Raw genomic sequence first — 19,077 nt, forward strand, 5'->3', positions numbered from 1 at the left:
TAAAACTTAACATATTAATAAAGAGTGGGGACACATGGCGTCCTCACTCTTTATTTTTTCTTTATTAAAAGTATAATCGTTAAAAATAAAACTCCAATTAATACAATTGCGCCGCCTGGTTTAAGTCCAATATAAAATGATGAAACAAGCCCCGTTATTGTAAAGATAAAGCCAAAAATTGATGCAAGAATAGTGGTCTTTAAGTAGCCCAGCTTAAACTGCATGGCTGATGCCACTGGCACTACCATTAGTGATGAGATAATTAAAATCCCAACAGTTCTTGCAGAAACAGAAATTGTAACTGCAATTAGGATCATAAAAATTAAATTTACCCTATCAACATTTACTCCAGATAATCTCGCCGATGATTCATCAAAGGAAATATACATGAGATCAGTAAAAAGATAGAAAAACAAAATAAATACCAAGACTGAAACTATTAAGATTAAATAAAAATCAAATTCTGGTATGGCAATTATAGATCCAAAGAGATATTCTTCAAAGTTGGCACTTGTCTTTACAAAGCCAGAAAAAAGTGATGCAAGACCAATACCTGTGCTCATTAAAATTGCAGAGGAAATTTCTTGATAACCTGGGAATTTTGTCCTCACATATTCCAAAAATAATGAACCGAGAACACATAAGACTAAGGCTCCAAGAACTGGCGAAGTTGATGTTATTAGCCCCAGCATTACACCGGCAAGGGACACATGAGATAGGGCGTCTCCTATTACAGAAATCTTTTTATTGACAACCACAACACCCATGCAGGGGATGATTATTGACAAGAAGGCTCCCACAATTAGCGCCTTAATCATGTATGAATATTGAAAGATTTCCATTATTTCACTTCCCTAATTTTTTTATCTTTTATTTCAAAAACCTTATTTACATTTTCACGAACCTCTTCAAGATTATGAGTAATCATTAAAATTGTAATATTGTGCTCTTTATTAATGTGGCTCAAAAGATGAAATAGTGACTTCTTGGATTCTCTGTCCACACCAGTCATGGGTTCATCTAAAATTAAAAATTCTGGTGTAGCAACAAGGGTCTTAGCAATTAAAATTCTCTGTCTTTGTCCCCCAGATAATTCTGTATAAAGTCTATCCTTATATTTTCCCATGCCCACAAGATTTAATGCATTATCAATTTTTTCACTGTCATAGTTTTTTAATTTTCTAAATCCCTTATTCCTTGGATAAAGCGCAAGAGATAATAATTCTTTTACAGTTATTGGAAATTCTAAAGATGATGGAACCGATAATTGTGGCACATAGCCAATATCTTTTAATTTATTTTTTGTATAAAAAGAAACAGTGCCGGTAAGTGGTTTAAGTTGATTTAAAATCAGCTTAACTAAAGTCGACTTTCCGGCACCGTTAGAACCTATAAGGGCGATGTAGTCGCCCCTATAGACATCAAAATTTATATCATCTAAAACTAATTCATCACTGTATTTAAAGCTTAGATTTTTGATTTCTAACAATTTTTCCTTCACTATTTTAAAGCACCTACTAAATTTTCTAAATTTTCTTCCATGATGCTAAAATATTCTTCCTTATTTTTTATTTGTTCTTCACTTAATCCTTCAACTGGAGAAAGAACTTTAACTTCGCATCCTGTTTCTTCGGCAATAATTTTTGAAACCTTTGGATCAATTAATTCTTCTGTGAAAATAGTAGAAATTTTATTTTCTTTGATGTAATTTATTATTTCTGCCATTTTCTTAGCATCTGGTTCAGTTTCTGCATTTACACCTTTAATTCCAAGTTGAGTTAAACCGTAATCTTTACATAGATAGCCATAAGCTTCGTGACTAACTACTATAGTCTTATTTGGAAGATCTCCTAATTTTTCCTTGTATTTTGCATCAAGTTCATCTAACATTTTAGCATATTTTTCATAATTTGACTCGTAATAATCTGCATTTTCTTTGTCAAGTTCCACTAAAGCATTTTTTATATTTTCCATTTCAATTTTTGCATTCTTTGGTGAAATCCAAACATGGGGATCCATCCCTCCATGGTGGTGACCTTCATGTTCATGATCCTCTTCATGAGCTTCGTGGTTGTGATTGTTTTCAGCTGCTTCATGATTGTGATTTTCTTCAGCCCCTTCATGATCATGTTCTTCCTCTTCATGGTCATGACTGTGAGTAGATTTCATTAATTCCACACCTTCTGATGCTTCTAGAACTTTTAAATTTTTATTTGAAAGTGAATCAATAACTTTTTCTGTCCAGTCTTCAAGACCTGCACCATTGTAGATAAATAAATCTGCATTTTCTAATTTCTTAATGTCCTCTGTACCAGGTTCCCATCCATGAGGTTCTGTACCTTGAGGCATAATCATTTCAACATCAAGTTTATCTCCTGCAATTTTTTTTGCAAAGTCATACATTGGATATACTGAAGCATAAACCTTTAGTCCTTCTTTATTTTCATCTTCTTTTGCAGCATTCTTTGTATCTGCTGCCTTAGAACAGCCTGAAAATAAAACTATTCCTACTAATAAAAATAATATTTTTTTAATATTTTTCATCTTTTCCTCCTAAACAATAATGATTTCTATTAATTATTATAACAAAATTTTTTCATTTTTAAAGTAATTTTTTAAATTAAATAAATTTTGTTATAATAATTATAAGATTGAAAGCAGGTGAATATTTGAAAAATTTTGAAGATATACTAAAGAAAAATAATTTAAAGGTGACTAAGGGTAGACTTGCACTTTTAGATCTTTTATATAATTCTCATGTGCCAATGAACACAGAAGAAATTTTTGAAGCTGTTGATAAAAAATCTCTTCCAAGCTTCACTTCCCTTTACAGAATGCTAAATGAGCTTACTGATAAAAATATTTTGAAGAAAAATTTGTACCATAATGGACTTTATTATTTTGAATTTGCAAATATGGGACACAGGCACTATATTGTCTGTGACAATTGTGGCAAAATATCTGCTATAGAAAATTGTCCCATTTCAGATTTTGAAAAAATTGCAGAAAAGGAAACTGGCTATACTGTTACAAACCATATTGTAGAACTTCGTGGCATATGCCCTGAATGTCAAAAAAATAATTAAGTAACTTAAATTTCCCTCTCTATTTTAAAGTATAATTTTTAGATGTTTTAAAATAACTCTTATTATTTACTTACTAAAAATAATCCACATAATGGAATGTGATTCACATTACAAAATATTTCTTTACTTTTTCTATATTAGAGTTATAATATATTTAGTAAAATAATAAATGATTATTTTACATCCTTTACTTATATTTTGACAAATAAAAGAGACTTCTGTACACCCCGCAGAAGCCTCTTTTATTTTTATATCCATTTTTAATTTTAAATTAAAGTTGTTACAAAACCACCAATTATAATTAGCGGCACTCCAAAGAAACATATTTGAGGAATACAAGTATCCTTAATATGCTCATGTTGTCCGTCAACTGAAAGACCAGATGTAGGTCCAAGAGTTGTATCAGATGCTGGTGAACCTGCATCTCCACAAGCTGCCGCAACTGTTACAAGTAAAATAGTTGCTGGAATTGAATATCCAAGACTAGTTGCAATTGGAACATAAATTGCTGAAATTATAGGAACTGTACCAAAGGATGTTCCTATACCAAGTGTAATCATCAGTCCTAGAAGAATCATTACATAGGAAGCAACGAGTTTTGAACCACCTAAGAACTGAGTTGCTACTTGAACTAAATCGTCAACTGCTCCACATTGTTTAACTACTTCTGCATATCCTGCTGCCAATAGCATTACAAAGGCAATAAAACCCATCATCTTAATACCACCGTCAAGCATTTTTTGCAAGTCAGCCCACTTAACTACGCCAGTTACAACTACAAATATTAGTCCAACTAAGGCACCTAGTGGAAGTGATTCTGTTAGTATTTGAACAACAACAGTTATTACTCCTGACAAAAGAACAATTACATGTTTCTTCTCTAATTTTTCTGGTACTTCAACAATTTTTCCTTCAACGCTTTTTGTATCATATTCCTTGTCTTTCATAAAGAATATTAAACCAGCACATAGACCTAAAAACATTATAAGAGCAACAATCCAGTTAGTTCCTGTTACATCTTTATCTGTAATAGTAAGCCCTGATCTTGCAAAAGAATCAATTATCAAACCATGGAATATTGCACCATAACCTATAGGTAAGGCAATGTAAGGTGCTTTTAATCCAAAACCAAAGGAAACAGAAAGCATTTTCCTATTCATTTTCATTTTGTTAGTGATTGCAAGAAGTGGTGGTATCAAAATTGGTATAAAGGCAATGTGAATTGGAATAACAGTTTCTGCTGCAATTGCAATTACTATTATTATTGCACACAATAAAATTTTATTGTCCTTAACAAGAGATCCAATTTTCTTAGCCATTATGGCTGCGGCACCAGTTTCTTCCATGCAATAAGCAAGTGAACCTAGAAGAATGTAACTTAAAGCTGTTTCAGCATTTCCACCCATTCCTCCAATTAAAATCTTCATCGTCTCTGTAATATCTAATCCAGAGATAAGTCCAGCAGAAATTCCCGAAATCATAAGTGCAAAAAACACAGGGACTTTTGCTAAACATAGGGCTGCCAGAATTATTACTGACAACACAACTGCATTTGTAAAAATCATTTTTTCCTCTTTTCTTTTTTATTTTCCTTTTACTTCTATATTATATTTTAATCTAAATTACATATAAAAAAAAGACTTTTCTTTAATTAGAAAAATCTTTTCTATAATAAATATTAATTTAACTATAATTTAGGAATAAATTTCTAAATTATATAATCTGTAATTAACAAACTTTTGACTAATTTTAATTTAAATCTCTTAGTCTTAATCTATAGACTCTAATTCATCTTTAAAATCAGTTTGAATTTCTTTTTTATCATATTCTTTTAATATATCCATAAATTCTTCGCCAGTTATTGTTTCTTGACGAAGAAGATATTCTGCAATTGCGTGAAGTGCTTTAATGTTTTCTTTTAAGATTTTTCTAGCCTCATCATGAGCATGGTCAATAATTTTTTGCACAGCTTCATCAATTTCGTATTGCGTTTGTGGTGAACATTGAAGTGATGTATCTCCCCCAAGATAAGCATTTGTCATAGACTCTAAAGCCACAAAGCCAAATTCATCTGTCATTCCAAATCTAGTTACCATTGCCTTTGCTATTTTTGTCGCCTTTTCAATATCATTTGATGCACCGCTTGTCCTTATGTTAAAAATAAGCTCTTCAGCAGACCTTCCGCCAGTAAGTGTAACAATGCTATTAATTGCATCTTCCTTAGTCATTAAGAATTTTTCTTCTTCATCAACTTGCATTGTATAACCTAGTGCACCAGAAGTTCTTGGAATAATGGTTATTTTGTGTACTGGTGCAGAATCCTTTTGTTTTGCAGCAACTAGGGCATGACCTACTTCATGGTAGGCAATAATTCTCTTTTCCTTTGGAGAAATAACTGCATTTTTCTTTTCATATCCTGCAAGAACTACTTCTACAGATTCTTCCAAATCCCTTTCACTCATTTTGTCTCTTCCTTCACGCACTGCATGTAGAGCTGCTTCATTAATCATGTTAGCTAAATCGGCACCAGAGGCACCTGCAGTTGCTCGAGCAATTTTTTCAAAGTCAATTGCTTCTTCTTTTTTTATATTTTTAGCATGAACTTTTAAAATTGCAGTTCTTCCACTTAAATCTGGAAGTTCAACTGGAATTCTCCTGTCAAATCTTCCTGGTCTTAATAGAGCAGGATCAAGTGAATCAGGTCTATTTGTAGCTGCTAAAATTACTACTCCTGCCTTTGCATCAAATCCATCCATTTCTGAAAGAAGTTGATTTAAGGTTTGTTCTCTTTCATCATTTCCTGAAATTCCCGCTCCATCTCTTCTTTTACCAATTGTGTCAATTTCATCAATAAAAATTATACATGGAGCTTTTTCAACTGCTTGTTTAAATAAATCTCTAACTTTTGCAGCGCCAAGACCTACAAACATTTCAACAAAAGCAGATCCAGAAATTGAAAAGAAAGGAACTTCTGCTTCACTAGCCACAGCCTTAGCTAAAAGAGTTTTTCCAGTTCCTGGAGGTCCAACCAAAAGTGCACCCTTTGGTAATTTTGCTCCAATTTCTGTATATTTCTTAGGATTGTGTAAAAAGTCTACAAGTTCTGACAAGGCTTCCTTTGCCTCATCTTGTCCGGCTACATTTTCAAATTTAATTCCATCAGTTGATTCAACATAAATTTTTGCACCACTTTTACCAAGACTCATTGGACCAACATCGCCCATTCTCTTAAAAATAAACTTTGATAAGAAGAACCAAAAGGCAATAAAAATTGCAAAAGTTGCAAGTGTTGAAATTATAAAAGAAAGTACGGGATTCATTTCAGGCTTATAAACCTGAGCAGATTTTACATTTTTATTAACTAACCTATCAACTAAGTTAGGATCGTACATCCTATTTGTTTCGTACTTAACTTTTTTCCCATCTTTTTCTACTTCAAAAGCAATAGTTCTATCTCGAACTTCAGCTTTTTTTATATCGCCCCTATTTACCATATTTACAAAGGAAACATAATCAATTTCTTTTATGTCTTTTTCCTTATTAAGTCTTGGGACAAAAACTATGGCGACTAGATAAAAAATTATAATCGCCAAAATTACATAGAGAATTGTGGGAATATATTTATTAAAATTATTTTTGTTGTTAGACAAATTTTTCCCCTTTCTAGAAACCTTAAAAGAAAAAATTTGGGACTAAGTCCCAAAATTAATCTAATCTTCTTCTATTTTCCATGGCTGTTTGAATTGTAATCTCATCATAATATTCAAGATCTCCTCCAACAGGTAAGCCATAACCTATTCTAGAAACTGTTATATCATAGTCAGATAAAATATTTTTTATATAAGTTGCAGTTGCATCTCCATCTACAGTGGGATTTGTTGCAACTATTATTTCTTTAATATTTTCTTTTTTAACTCTGTCAATTAGTTCCTTAACTTTCACATCATCTGGTGATTTACCCTTTAATGGTGATATGACTCCATGTAGCACATGATATTTTCCATGAAAACTGTGAGATCTCTCCATTGCCTCAACATCCTTTGGACTTTCTACTACACATACTATAGAATCATCTCTTGATTTATTTGAACAAATATCGCAGGGATCACTATCAGCATAATTCATACATATAGAACACTGAACAGTGTTTCTTTTTGCTGCAATTATAGAATCTGTAAGATTTATTACTTCAGATTCGTCAAGTCCAATTATATGATAAGCAAGTCTTTGAGCAGTTTTAGAACCAATGCCTGGAAGTCTATTTAGTTTCTTTATTAAATCTTCAATAGGACCAATTTCTTTATTCATCTTATAGTCCAGGAATATTTAATCCGCCTGTAAATTTACCCATTTGAGAATTCATTTTGCTTTCAGCACTTCTCATAGCTTCATTTACTGCTGCTACAATTAAATCTTCAAGCATTTCAACATCATCAGGATCAACTGCGTCCTTATCAAGTTTAATAGAAATCAATTCTTTATTTCCATTAACAGTTGCACAAACTGCACCTCCACCTGAAGTTGCAGAAATTTCTTCATTAGCTAAATTTTCTTGCATTTCTTCCATTTGTTTTTGAAGCTTTTCAATTTGCTTCATCATATTATTTCTTCCGCCTCCACCTGGGAAGCCATTAAATCCACCTCTAGCCATAATTCCTCCTAAATATCTTCTATATTATTTTTCCCAAAAATTTCTTCTAATTTGTCTACTCCACTTTTTTTGATTTTCATCCTGACATCAATATCCTTGCCATAAATAGACTTTAATAAATCAGGCAAAATATTTTTTCTCTCTGGATTTGAGCAATAGTCAAAATAGAATTCGTATTTATCTTGAAATACAATATCTAATATTCCATCATGAAAATTTTCTACTTCTGCAAATTTTAAAAATCCTCCAAATCCCGAAGAATTTTGTGAAATTAATTCATCTACAATTTTTTGCCAATCCATTTTTATTTTTTCAAGAGAAAGTGAAGTTTCTGTCTTGCCTTTTACTTCACCATTATCCTCTATTATAGCAGATTGATTTGATTTTTCAATTGAAGCATCATTTATAGATTCCTTGTTAATTTGGGCTGGTTTTACTTTCGAATTATCTATATTATTAGTTATATTTTCTAGATTTTTTGAATCCTTTAAATTTTTATAATAATCTTCTCTTTGCCCTTGGCTTAATTTGTTTTTTAAATAATTAATATCAGAGCTAGAATTAATTTTATCTTCTAAAGCTTTAACTCTAAGTGTCAAATCATCTTTGAGAATTCTATTGCAGATTTTAACAGCATTCATTTCAAATACAACTCGTTTATTTTCAGCGTACTTTATCTCAATGCTGAGGTTTTTTAATATATCAATTATTATTAAAAGGTCTTCTAAGTCAACTCGTCCCGCAATTTCTTGAAATTCCATTAAAAAAGTCGAATAGACAATTTTTTTTGGATCTTTTAAAGTCTTTACCATTAATAAGTCTCTAAAATGACTTAAAATTTGTGAAGAAAGAGTGTTGAAATCCACTCCCTCTTTGTAAATTTCATCTATTGCTAATAGTGACTCATTAACATTTTTTTCAATTAAGGCTCTTGAAAGATTAAATAAAAGCTCTGAAGAAGAAATACCTAGAACTTCCATGGCGTCTTCTAGTTTTATGTGGTCTTTATTTTTTGTAAGAAGCTGATCTAAAACTGAAAGCGCATCTCTCATTGCACCATCTGATGATTTTGCAATTAAAGTAAAAACTTCATCATCGCAGGATTTTCCTTCAAGTTCAGCAATCTTTTTTAAATTTTCTGAAATTTTCTCAATAGAAATTCTTTTAAAATTATACTTTTGAGATCTTGATAAAATCGTTGCAGGAATTTTTTCAATTTCTGTAGTTGCAAGTATAAAAATTAAATGTCTTGGTGGTTCTTCCAAAATTTTTAAAAGTGCATTAAAGGCTCCCTTTGAGAGCATATGAACCTCATCAATTATGTAAACTTTATACTTTAAAGATTGAGGTGGGTATATTACTTTTTCCTTTAATTCTCTTATATCATCGACACCATTATTACTAGCAGCATCCATTTCAACTACATCTAAAGAGGACTCATTTAAAATTGACTTGCAATTTTCACACTCATTACATGGATTTCCATCTACTGGATGAAGACAATTAACAGCACGAGATAAAATTTTTGCTGCAGAAGTCTTACCTGTTCCTCTAGTTCCTTGAAATATATAGGCATGACTTATTTCATTATTTTTTACTTGATTTTTTAAAGAAGTTACAACTGCTTCTTGACCGCAAATCTCATCAAAGGTTTTTGGTCTATATTTTCTATATAATGCTTTGTACATTTTCTCACCTAAAATAATTATACATGAAAATTTTTTTTATTAAATTAATTTTAAAATTTTAAGCTTGTTTTTTTCTATTTCCAAAATATTTAACAACTTCTTCACATAATTTTCACATGGCAAGTATATCATGTAGACAAATCAAAGAAACAAAGTGTTTCAAATTAGGAGGATTTATTAAAATGAAAAATTTAAAGAAATTAGCAAGCGTTGGAATGATCTCTGTATTAATGCTAGGTATGGTAGCATGCCAAGGCGCTAACAAAAAAGCAGAAGAAGCTGCTAACGCTAAAAACCAAGCAGTAGAAGAACAAGCTGAAGCTAACAAAGCTAAAGTTGAAGCTAACGCTAAAGAAGCTGAAGCTAACGTAAAAGCTGAAGAAGAAGCTGCTAAAGAAGAAGTAAACGCTAAAGCAGAAGAAGCTAAAACAAACGAAACTGCAACTAACCAAGCTGCAACTGAAGAACAAGCAAAATAATTTAGCTTAACTTTTAAAGGAAGCCTTTCGAGGCTTCTTTTTTTACATAAAATTATTTGTTTTAAAAATTTTTAATTTTTTAATTAAAAGCTTTTTTAATTTTTTAATTTACTATATAAAAGATTTGTCCTCCTATAAAAATATGTTATAATTATTTTTATAGAATTTATGAAAGAAGGTGCTACATTGTTTTGTCCAAAATGTGGAAATCCTGTCTCTAAGAATGACAATTTTTGTCCTTCCTGTGGTAACAATTTAAAAAATGTAAAGGTAAACATTACGTTAAATTCATCTGATAAAAAAGAAGATACATCTAAGGTTCAAAAAATTTCTGAACACACTAGAGTCTTTAATCCAAAATCTCTTGATGCCATTGACACTACTGACGAACTCAAAAATATTATTGCTGAAGTAGATAGAAAAATTTCCAAAAATATTGAAGATTACAAAAAGGGCAATGTCCAAACAAAATCACCTGCAAAGGAAAAAATAATAGAGAAGCCTCCTGTAAGGGATAATGAGATAGAAAAAAAACTTAAAGTTTCTCAAAAGAAATTTGATACTATTGACACTAAAAAAGCTGACAAAGATTTTTTAAATGCAAATAAAAATGTTAAGACTGATTCTGGCATTAGCCAAAAGGAATTAATAAAAAGAGTTCAAGAGGAACTAAAAAAATCAAATTTTAAGGAAAAAAATAAAAATATTTATCCTAAAACTGATAAAGATTTATCAGTTAAAAAAGAATCTTTTGAAGATAAAAATGATTCAGATTTTATAGAAAGTGAAAAGCCCAAAAAGTTTTCTCTAAAAGAAAAATGGAAAAACTTTATTAATGAAGAAAATGATGAATTTTCTATTTTTTCAAGTATAAAAGATGATAACAAGAAAAAAGAAGACACCAGGAACTTTGAAATCAGTAAATCTGTTGAAGATTCTGAAAAAACTTTTGAAAATACTCTTTCTACTCCAAAGATTGATATTGAAAATGCAATAAAAAAATCTGAAGATGAAAGAAAGAAAAAAGAAACAAAAAAAGCTGAAGAAGTAAAAAAAGAATCAGAAATTAAAAAAAATATAAATAATAATTCTTCTAAAGATGAAGATGTAATCCATATTGATATGACTTCAAAGGAAAATTCAACTGATTCTTCAATAAATAAGGATATAAAAAAAGATTTAAATACTTCTCAAAAGGAAAAAGGCCTTCCTCTATCTTCCCCTATTTTTAAGAATAAAAAAATAGAAAAAGACGCTGCTACAAATAAAAGGTCAAAAAATCTAAAGGATTTGTTTTCCTTTAAAGACAAAGGCGAAAAACCTGTAAAAGAAATAAAATCTGTTGATTCAAAGGTTGAAAAAGATTTATCCAAAAAAGTTAGTAATATGGAATCAAAATTTTCTAAGTCTTCAATGGATAGTCTCGACAAAATAACTGAATTTCTAAGTAAAATCACTAATAAATTATCTAATTATATTGGTGACTTTGGTTCAAGAGAAAGTAAAATTGTTATTGGTTTTGGTGCTTTATTAAATGCTATTGCCCTTTTAATTGGAAGTGGATCTTTTAAATTAATTTTAATATTATTTTTACTTCTTAAACTTGTTTTTGATTATTTAGAATTTTATGTTCCACTTAATATTGCCAGTGATAGAGATGAAATTGACACATCTTATCCTGAAGTTAAAAAATTTGCACTAATTAACTGGATAATTTGTAAGGTATTTTTATTTGTTGGATTTATAATTACACCTTTTGGTGGATTTTTTAAATACAATATGTTGCAAGCTTTAACTGCAATGCCTCTTGCAACTTTGATTTTAATTATATTATCCTTACTCATTGCAATTACTCTTTATAGTAAAAACTTTGTTGGAAGATCAAAAATTAATTTTATTGGTTGGTATTCTATAGCCTTTACTCTTTTTGAACTTCTATTTAAAATGATTTGGTTTATAATTAATTTTATTTTCGTAACACTTTTTTAAACTCAATAAAATAAGGAGAGTAGTAAAAAAACTGCTCTCCTTTTTTATTGATATTTTTAAAATTAATAGTAACTTTTATAATCTGTCTCTAAATATTTTTTTAAATCTCTTGGCTTATAAATTCCCTTGTCTGTTACAAAACCACTTATAAGTTCTGGTGGTGTTATATCAAAGGAAGGATATATAGCTTTAACTCCTTTTGCTGTATGATCACCTAAAACAAGAGAAGGGTCTCTTAATTCAATCACTATGTCCCTCTTTGTCTTTTTTCCCCAATCTGGCATGCCCGTTATATAAAAAGGAACCTTAAATTCCCTTGCCACAATAGCAATTTGGTGTGTTCCAACTTTATTTGCCACATGGCCATCAAGAGTAATTGTGTCTGATGCCGACGTAAATAGATCTATGCCAATATTTTCCATAGTGTAGGCAACCATATTATCTGTTATAACAGTTGTATCAAAGCCCATTTCACTTATTGAAGTTGCAGTAAGTCTTGCCCCTTGATAATAGGGTCTCGTTTCTGCACAGTAAAATTTCACATTTTTGCCTTGCTCTTTAAGCGTTCTTGTCATTGTGCCAATAATTGTCTCTGCAAAACATTGTGTCAAAACTTTTCCTCCATCTGGAATTAAATCGCAGAGGTATTTGGCAACATCATTCATGGCACTGTATCTTCTATTTAGAGAATTTATAGCTTCTTCGAAAATTTTTTCAACTACATCTTCTCCCTTTTCAACTGCTTTTTTTGCAACATCTATGGATCCCTTTGTAACTTTTTTTAGTCTTGTAGATGTAGTTGGCCTTGCAGTAGAAATTGTATTGGCTGCATCTTCTAAATATTTTAAAAGCTCGTCCCCTTTAAGATCTCTAGCCTCATAGGCAGCAAGTGCCATACCCATTCCTGCTGCCGTATAGGGGCCAGCAGATTGAGTTACCATATCTTTTATTGCTTTTGCAACTTCTTTGTGATTTTTGCAAATTTCAAATCTAACTTTTTTTGGATAAACTCGCCTATCTAAAATTCTAACTTCTCCATTTTCATACCAAGCTACATTTTCATATCTAAGCATAAAAGGCATGTCATAATCTTGTCTTTTCATTTAATCATCTATCTCCTCAATTATTTTTAAAATTAAGTTTTTTAACTTTGGTGAAACTTCTCTCGCCACATCTTCCACTTCAGTTCCGTCCATATTTTCAATTCGATCAGAGGAATAATTTGTGGCAACAGAAAAAGCAAGAACTTTTATGCCACAATGTCCTGCCGTTAAGGTTTCAGTAATTGTTGACATACCAACTAAGTCTCCACCAAGAGTTCTTATTGCTCTTATTTCTGATGGCGATTCAAAAAATGGACCCACTGTAAAAAAGTAAACAGCTTCTTTTACTTCAAAGCCTAACTTAATTGCAGATTTTTTTGCAAGTTTTCTAAGTTTTTCATCATACAATTTATCAATGGGATAAAATCTTTCTCCAAATTCAGCTAAATTGTTGCCCCTAGTTGGACTCACACCTGCAAAATTTATGTGATCTCTTATAAGACAAATATCTCCTGGATAAAAATTATAATTTACAGCACCTGCTGCATTTGTTAAAATTAATTTTTCAACACCAAGAAGTTTTAAAACATAAACTGGCATGACCAATTCATCAAAGTCATATCCTTCATAGTAGTGAAATCTTTTGGTCATGCAAATAACCTTTTTGCCTGATAATTTTCCAAAAATAAATTTTCCCTCACTATTATTAGTTGTTGAAATTAAAAAATTTGGCACATCTCTATAGTTTATTTCAATTTTATCTTCCATTTCGTCTAAAAGATTTTCAAGGCCTGTGCCAAGAATTATTGCTATCTCTACTTTTGTTTTTATCTTATCTAAAATATAATCAGCACTTTTTTTATAAGTATCAAAATTCTTTTTCTTTAACATTCTACCTCTCCATTTATTTATATCTAGTCTAACACAGCATATTCAATTGTCAATTATATCAAAAATATGATAAATTATTATTTGAGGTGCAAGATGAATTATAAAAAACTTTTAATAGATTATGGAAAAAAACTTTTAGATAAAAATTTAGTTGCTGGAACAAGTGGAAATTTAAGCCTTAGAGGACAAGGTGATGAAATTTACATAACGCCGAGTGGTATGGACTATTTAGAAATCACAGAAGATGACATTGTAAAAATAAATTTTATGGGTGAAATACTAGAAGGAGATAAAAAACCTTCATCAGAATGGATGATGCATGTAGAAATTTATAAAAATTACCCAAATTATAATGCAATAGTCCACACTCATTCTCCTATTGCCACAGCCTTTGCAGTTTCACGAAAGAAAATTCCCCTAATATTAATTGAAATGAAGCCTTTTTTAGGTGGAGAAATTAAAGTTGCTCCCTTCAAGCCTTCAGGTTCTCTTGAACTTGCAAAATCTCTTATCCCATATTTAAAAAAATCAAATTCCTGTCTACTTGCAAATCATGGAGTCGTTTCTTGTGGAAAGAACATTGAATCTGCTTTTTTATCTGCAGAATATGTTGAAGACGCTGCAAAAATTTATTATTATTCCTTAAATATTGGCGAGCCAAAGATAATCGAAGAATAAATTTATAAAGTTAAAATGGAACATAAAAATACCGAGCCTGAGCTCGGTAAATTATTTTTATTTAGATCTACTTGTCAAAAATTCGTTAATCTTTGGTGCAACTTCTCTTTGACTTCTACCAGATACAAAAAGTCCAATGTGACCTGTTTCAACTTCAACAAGTTCAACATCTTTTGAGCCAACTGCCTTAGGAATTGGTCTTGTTGCATTTGGTGGAACTTGATTGTCCTTTGTGCCTAGAATTGCAAGCACTGGGCATTTTACATTTTTAAGGTCAACTCTTTCGCCATCGAGATAAAACTCACCTTTAATTAAATTATTTTTGTGATACATTTCTTCTTGAAACTCTTGATAAGCTCTTCCAACTTGATCTGGTGAATCGAAAATCCAGTGTTCCATACGAAGGAAGTTTGCAAGTTTATTTGAATCGTCAAGAGAATCAATAACACCAACATATTTATCCATCATTAAATCAATTGGCTTTAAGAATACAAAACCTGCATTCATAAATTCTCCAGGCACATTTCCAAAGGCCTTTACCATATTTTCTGGATTTAGATATGGTCCCCATTTAAATAGGAGTCCATCATCAGTAGAAAAATCAATTGGAGTTACAAGTGAAACAAGTGCATTTACTTTTTCACCATGAGTAGCTGTATAAATAAAGGAGAAAGTTCCCCCTTGGCAAATTCCAATAATGTTAATTTTTTCAATCTTGTGTCTTCTTCTAATTATATCTACGCAATCATCAATATAACCATTTATATAATCTTCAAGTCCCATATATTTATCATCCATTGTTGGATAACCCCAATCAATGATATAAATGTCTTGTCCACCTTCTAATAAATTTTTTATAAGAGATCTATCTTCTTGTAAGTCCATCATGTATTGCTTGTTTACAAGAGCATATACAATTAAAGTTGGAATTTTATTTGGATCTTTTACTTTTGCTTCATAATGATAGAGCTTCATCTTGTCTTCTTGAAAAATTAGCTCCTTAGGAGTTGCATCAAAGCCACTATAATCGACATTCATAAGAGTGTCTACACCCTTAATAAGTTTTTCATATGAGTCGACCATATCTGACATTGACTTAACATAATCTATTCCAAATACGTTTTTCAAATTAATAACCTCCTATTATTTATTATCCTTTTTTTCTTCATCAAATTCTTTGTCTCTAATGTGTTTTTTTAGGCTTCTAACTTCTTTTTTAAGTTCATATACTGTTTTGTAAAGTGAATCCATGTCAGAATTTGTTGGAATTGGATACCATTTAAGGGATTCTTCAACAACTTTATCTAAGTCAATTTTTAAAAGCATTAAGGAATCAACAAAATTACCTAAAAACTTAGAAAATTCATCTGAGTAAAATAATTTATCAAACTCATCTGATGTTTTCTTTCTCCAATAATTGTAAAATTCTTCAAAAGTCTTAGGTGCTTCTCCCTTTTTTATCATTTCGAAACTATCTTTTACAACATTTTCTGTTGATTCTGTAACTAAGTTTGATAGCATTGTAGTTAACTCTAGATAGTTTCCAATGAAAGTAATAAGCTTATCTATTGTTTTCATTTGCATTTCATAAGAATTTCTGTCAATTCCAAATTGTGGAGAATTTAACATTTTTCCAAAAGTTTCTCCGTAATTTTTCTTCCAGAGTTTAAAAAATTCAAGGAATGCCTTAGGATCAGCAAAGGCTCCCTTCATTACAGAATCCATTAAGTCAGATGAAGTATCCATCCATGGACCATAAACTGTCATAAGAGTATCCCTATAACTTTCACATGCACCCATGCATTGTTTAATTAAATTTTGTAAATCAACTGGAATATATGGGAAAAGATAATTGTTTATATATTGAAGTGAACCATCCTTATATTTTTTCATTATCCTTTCAAAATTTTCTTTTGTTGGTTCTATGCTTTTGTCATAAATATTCTTATAAAGTTCATAAATGCTGTAATAAATTTTAGAGGTATCTTTAATTTTTTGTGCAAGTTCAGAAGGCGTACCACTATAATTAAAGAAATCAGCACTTCCTAAGTCTCCAAAAATTTTGTTCATACTTGAAAGATATTCTTCACTAAAGGGATTAAAATTATTTCCTCCAAAAGATTTTGCATAATCTTGCCACATATCCATCATCTTTTTTTGTGAATTCATATAGTCTTCAAAGAAATTGTATGCTTTATCCAAATTAATTCCTCCTCTTATTTTTATAATAAATAATATTATTTTATGTTTATACTCTATTGTCTTATAACTTTTATACCCCAAGTTACTTAAAATTTAACAATTTAAAGATTTATTACTTTTTTTAGATAAATCCAAAATTAAACTATTTTTGCTTCTTTAAATAAAATGTTGCCATGATCATCTACAGCAACACCTACATAATTTGAATCAAAGGCTTCTCTTAATTTATCAGTTTCACTTGAATGTATAGTAATCTCTTCTCCAGTAAAGTCAAAATTAATGTCTTCTGACTTTAATAAAATAAATCTATCATATCCCTCTTCTGAAAATTCATCAGGATATTTCTTTTTAAGAGCCACTAGCATATATCCTGAATCCAAAGTATTTTTATAAGACCTATGATTTTTAGGAGAAATAGTTGACATCTTGTGAGTAAATTTAGAATCTTTATATTTTTCTTCCAACTTTTCTCTAGTTATGTTTTGTAAATTTCTACCTCTATATTCCTTTAAAACAACAACTGTGTCATTTATAATGACTTTTTCTGGATCGATGAAAAAGTCAACATCATAGGCTAGATTATCTTCCTTATCGGGAACTTTTAAACTTCTATATGCAACAAGTTTATCCTCATCGTAAACTCCAATAAAGGATCCTCCATTATCTATAAGATGTTCTAAATCACTTTTTGAGTCGTGAGAAAAAATTTCCTTATTCTCAATTCCTCTATAAACTTCTGAAGTTAGTTCATATATCTCGTCAATGTGTTCTTTTTCTAAAAATTTAAAAATTAATTTCTTCATATTGGCTCCTATTATAATCCTATAATTTTATTTCAAAATATAATTTGTGTAAATGTTAAGCTTATTTTGTCTTTAATAAACTAACATGAATAATGTTTTTAATATTTTATAACAAACAAAACATAGATTTCTAATTATCCTTTTAAATCTCATTAAATGCTCGCAAATCCTTATTCTAAAGGGCTTCGAGCATTTTTACTGTTGGAAGATACTTCACGTTTCCTTATATATTTCCTCATGAATTGACTGTCAGAAGTGGTAAATTAGTAGTAAATTCATCTGTACTACTAAGCAACAAGACGTTCCTGCTGTTTCTTTTTTTCCAAGCGGTTCATCTCTGCCATAGCAGAATCGAATGTAGCATGTGCGTAATAGTTCAGCGTCATGTTTATATTCGCATGCCCCATAATGTACTGCAATGCTTTTGGGTTCATTCCTGCATTTGCATAGTTAGTGCAGAACGTATGACGCAAAATGTGTGGAGTGATATGGGGTAGCTTATCCTCATGATATTTATTGTATTTCTTGACAAGGTTTTTCAACATACCATTGTAATCACTTGCCACTTTAGGATAGTCTTTCCCATTGAGAAAAAGGAAATTACTATAACCATCAATCACAACACATTTACGGTTCTTCCGATTCGCCAGCACTCGCTGAAACGCTTGATAGGCTTCTTCAACCATAGGAACTTGTCGTTCGCCACTTTTAGTCTTGGGAGTTTCAATGTAGTATCCATTTTCAGTATCTCGTAGTAACTGATGGTCTACCTTGACAAGACGATTTTCAAAATCCAAATCTGGAAGTGTCAGACCGCCAAACTCTGAAATACGAAGACCCGTTTTTAAGAGTATCAGGATTTCATCATAATTCTTGCTGTAGGTCTTATCAGCTTTCGCAAAGGATAACAGCTTTTCTTCCTGCTCCGTTGTCAATGCGACTTTAGGAACAGTATCATCATCAATGACGGTATTTAGCTGGAAGTCAAAGGGATTCTTCCGAACACAATCGTCTTCAATCGCAATATAGAATGAAGCCCTTAAAGAACGTTTATAGTTATTGATGGTTTGATAAGCATATCCATCTTCACTCATTCTAATCGCCCATTCTTTAGCGTCAGACGGTTTAATGCTGTCTATGCTCCTTGCACCTAACTTGTCCTTTGTCAAAATATCCATCAGATATTTCCGTCCAGTTTGCGTGCCTTTCTTCACATTGGGTCTTTGAGCATTCTGCTTTGCGTAAAGCTGACAAAGTGTCATTTTCTTTCCTACAACATCAATGCCATCATGAATGTCTTTCAGTAGCTCCGCAACTTTTTCCCGAAGAGGAACACAATCACGCTTTCCTGCTGGTACTCTGTCTGTAGCCACCAGTTTCCATGAGTAGATAAATTGCGGTTCTCCAAATGAATCTACATATTTATATAAGTATCTTCCGTCTTTTCGTTGGCTCTCCCCAGTCTTTAAAATGCGACCTTTATTGTCACGTCTTTTCTCTGACATGGCTTTCGCTCCTTTCCAAAATGGAAAGAGCCTTGATACGACTTAATGCTATTTTATCATAT

General features: G+C 30.9%; 18 protein-coding genes. 4 read left to right on the forward strand and 14 right to left on the reverse strand.

The window, feature by feature from the left end:
• Positions 1-50: 50 nt before the first annotated feature.
• Genes JOD41_RS01150 through JOD41_RS01160 form a run of 3 tightly spaced genes read right to left on the reverse strand, consistent with a single transcriptional unit; the run spans position 51 to position 2,544 of the window.
• Complete coding sequence (locus JOD41_RS01150; RefSeq protein WP_205051245.1) at positions 51-842, reverse strand: metal ABC transporter permease; 792 nt, start codon at positions 840-842, stop codon at positions 51-53.
• On the reverse strand, positions 842-1,501 hold the full coding sequence (locus tag JOD41_RS01155; RefSeq protein ID WP_205051246.1) for an ATP-binding cassette domain-containing protein: 660 nt from the start codon (positions 1,499-1,501) through the stop codon (positions 842-844). Before JOD41_RS01155 ends, JOD41_RS01150 begins: the two co-directional genes overlap by 1 nt.
• The gene (locus tag JOD41_RS01160; RefSeq protein ID WP_205051247.1) at positions 1,501-2,544 is read right to left on the reverse strand and encodes a metal ABC transporter substrate-binding protein; all 1,044 of its coding nucleotides are present in this window, start codon (positions 2,542-2,544) and stop codon (positions 1,501-1,503) included. Before JOD41_RS01160 ends, JOD41_RS01155 begins: the two co-directional genes overlap by 1 nt.
• 125 nt (positions 2,545-2,669) lie before the next feature.
• On the opposite strand from JOD41_RS01160, the gene JOD41_RS01165 reads away from it, so the two are divergent.
• Positions 2,670-3,086: a Fur family transcriptional regulator gene (locus tag JOD41_RS01165; protein WP_205051248.1), complete on the forward strand. Its 417-nt coding sequence runs from the start codon at positions 2,670-2,672 to the stop codon at positions 3,084-3,086.
• Between the two features lie 266 nt (positions 3,087-3,352).
• Here the strand turns inward: JOD41_RS01165 and JOD41_RS01170 are convergent, their stop codons facing one another.
• The 5 genes from JOD41_RS01170 to dnaX all read right to left on the reverse strand — a co-directional run bounded on the left by JOD41_RS01170 (position 3,353) and on the right by dnaX (position 9,425).
• Positions 3,353-4,651, reverse strand: a complete 1,299-nt coding sequence (locus JOD41_RS01170) for a GntT/GntP/DsdX family permease (RefSeq protein ID WP_205051249.1) — start codon at positions 4,649-4,651, stop codon at positions 3,353-3,355.
• A gap of 204 nt (positions 4,652-4,855) precedes the next feature.
• Complete coding sequence (ftsH, locus tag JOD41_RS01175; protein WP_205051250.1) at positions 4,856-6,736, reverse strand: ATP-dependent zinc metalloprotease FtsH; 1,881 nt, start codon at positions 6,734-6,736, stop codon at positions 4,856-4,858.
• Positions 6,737-6,791: 55 nt separating this feature from the next.
• Positions 6,792-7,394, reverse strand: coding sequence for a recombination mediator RecR (recR, locus tag JOD41_RS01180; RefSeq protein WP_156702161.1), 603 nt, complete (start codon positions 7,392-7,394; stop codon positions 6,792-6,794).
• A 1-nt stretch (position 7,395) separates the two neighbouring features.
• A complete protein-coding gene (locus JOD41_RS01185) occupies positions 7,396-7,737 on the reverse strand; it encodes a YbaB/EbfC family nucleoid-associated protein (protein WP_156702163.1) in 342 nt (113 codons plus the stop codon).
• An 8-nt stretch (positions 7,738-7,745) separates the two neighbouring features.
• Positions 7,746-9,425, reverse strand: coding sequence for a DNA polymerase III subunit gamma/tau (gene dnaX / locus JOD41_RS01190; protein WP_205051251.1), 1,680 nt, complete (start codon positions 9,423-9,425; stop codon positions 7,746-7,748).
• A 182-nt stretch (positions 9,426-9,607) separates the two neighbouring features.
• On the opposite strand from dnaX, the gene JOD41_RS01195 reads away from it, so the two are divergent.
• Together JOD41_RS01195 and JOD41_RS01200 are read left to right on the forward strand one after the other, a co-directional pair.
• On the forward strand, positions 9,608-9,904 hold the full coding sequence (locus JOD41_RS01195) for a hypothetical protein (RefSeq protein WP_205051252.1): 297 nt from the start codon (positions 9,608-9,610) through the stop codon (positions 9,902-9,904).
• A gap of 186 nt (positions 9,905-10,090) precedes the next feature.
• Positions 10,091-11,893, forward strand: coding sequence for a zinc ribbon domain-containing protein (locus JOD41_RS01200; RefSeq protein ID WP_239540835.1), 1,803 nt, complete (start codon positions 10,091-10,093; stop codon positions 11,891-11,893).
• A 62-nt stretch (positions 11,894-11,955) separates the two neighbouring features.
• Here JOD41_RS01200 and JOD41_RS01205 read toward each other — a convergent pair whose 3' ends face one another.
• Entirely contained in the window at positions 11,956-12,996 is a 1,041-nt protein-coding gene (locus JOD41_RS01205; RefSeq protein WP_205051254.1) for a s-methyl-5-thioribose-1-phosphate isomerase, read from the reverse strand.
• Positions 12,997-13,827 carry a purine-nucleoside phosphorylase gene (locus JOD41_RS01210; RefSeq protein ID WP_205051255.1) on the reverse strand — a complete coding sequence of 277 codons (831 nt, stop codon included), beginning with the start codon at positions 13,825-13,827 and terminating at the stop codon, positions 12,997-12,999.
• Between the two features lie 93 nt (positions 13,828-13,920).
• Between JOD41_RS01210 and JOD41_RS01215 the strand changes: the two genes are divergently transcribed.
• On the forward strand, positions 13,921-14,505 hold the full coding sequence (locus tag JOD41_RS01215; RefSeq protein WP_205051256.1) for a class II aldolase/adducin family protein: 585 nt from the start codon (positions 13,921-13,923) through the stop codon (positions 14,503-14,505).
• A 57-nt stretch (positions 14,506-14,562) separates the two neighbouring features.
• Here the strand turns inward: JOD41_RS01215 and phaC are convergent, their stop codons facing one another.
• The 4 genes from phaC to JOD41_RS01235 all read right to left on the reverse strand — a co-directional run bounded on the left by phaC (position 14,563) and on the right by JOD41_RS01235 (position 19,015).
• Entirely contained in the window at positions 14,563-15,633 is a 1,071-nt protein-coding gene (gene phaC / locus JOD41_RS01220; protein WP_205051257.1) for a class III poly(R)-hydroxyalkanoic acid synthase subunit PhaC, read from the reverse strand.
• Between the two features lie 15 nt (positions 15,634-15,648).
• Positions 15,649-16,707, reverse strand: a complete 1,059-nt coding sequence (locus tag JOD41_RS01225) for a poly(R)-hydroxyalkanoic acid synthase subunit PhaE (protein WP_205051258.1) — start codon at positions 16,705-16,707, stop codon at positions 15,649-15,651.
• Between the two features lie 137 nt (positions 16,708-16,844).
• The gene (locus JOD41_RS01230; protein WP_205051259.1) at positions 16,845-17,510 is read right to left on the reverse strand and encodes a GNAT family N-acetyltransferase; all 666 of its coding nucleotides are present in this window, start codon (positions 17,508-17,510) and stop codon (positions 16,845-16,847) included.
• A gap of 287 nt (positions 17,511-17,797) precedes the next feature.
• Positions 17,798-19,015, reverse strand: coding sequence for a tyrosine-type recombinase/integrase (locus tag JOD41_RS01235; protein ID WP_001291569.1), 1,218 nt, complete (start codon positions 19,013-19,015; stop codon positions 17,798-17,800).
• Between the last annotated feature and the right edge of the window lie 62 nt (positions 19,016-19,077).

It is taken from the genome of Peptoniphilus gorbachii (assembly GCF_016908115.1).
In the GTDB taxonomy this organism is placed as follows: domain Bacteria; phylum Bacillota; class Clostridia; order Tissierellales; family Peptoniphilaceae; genus Peptoniphilus_A; species Peptoniphilus_A gorbachii.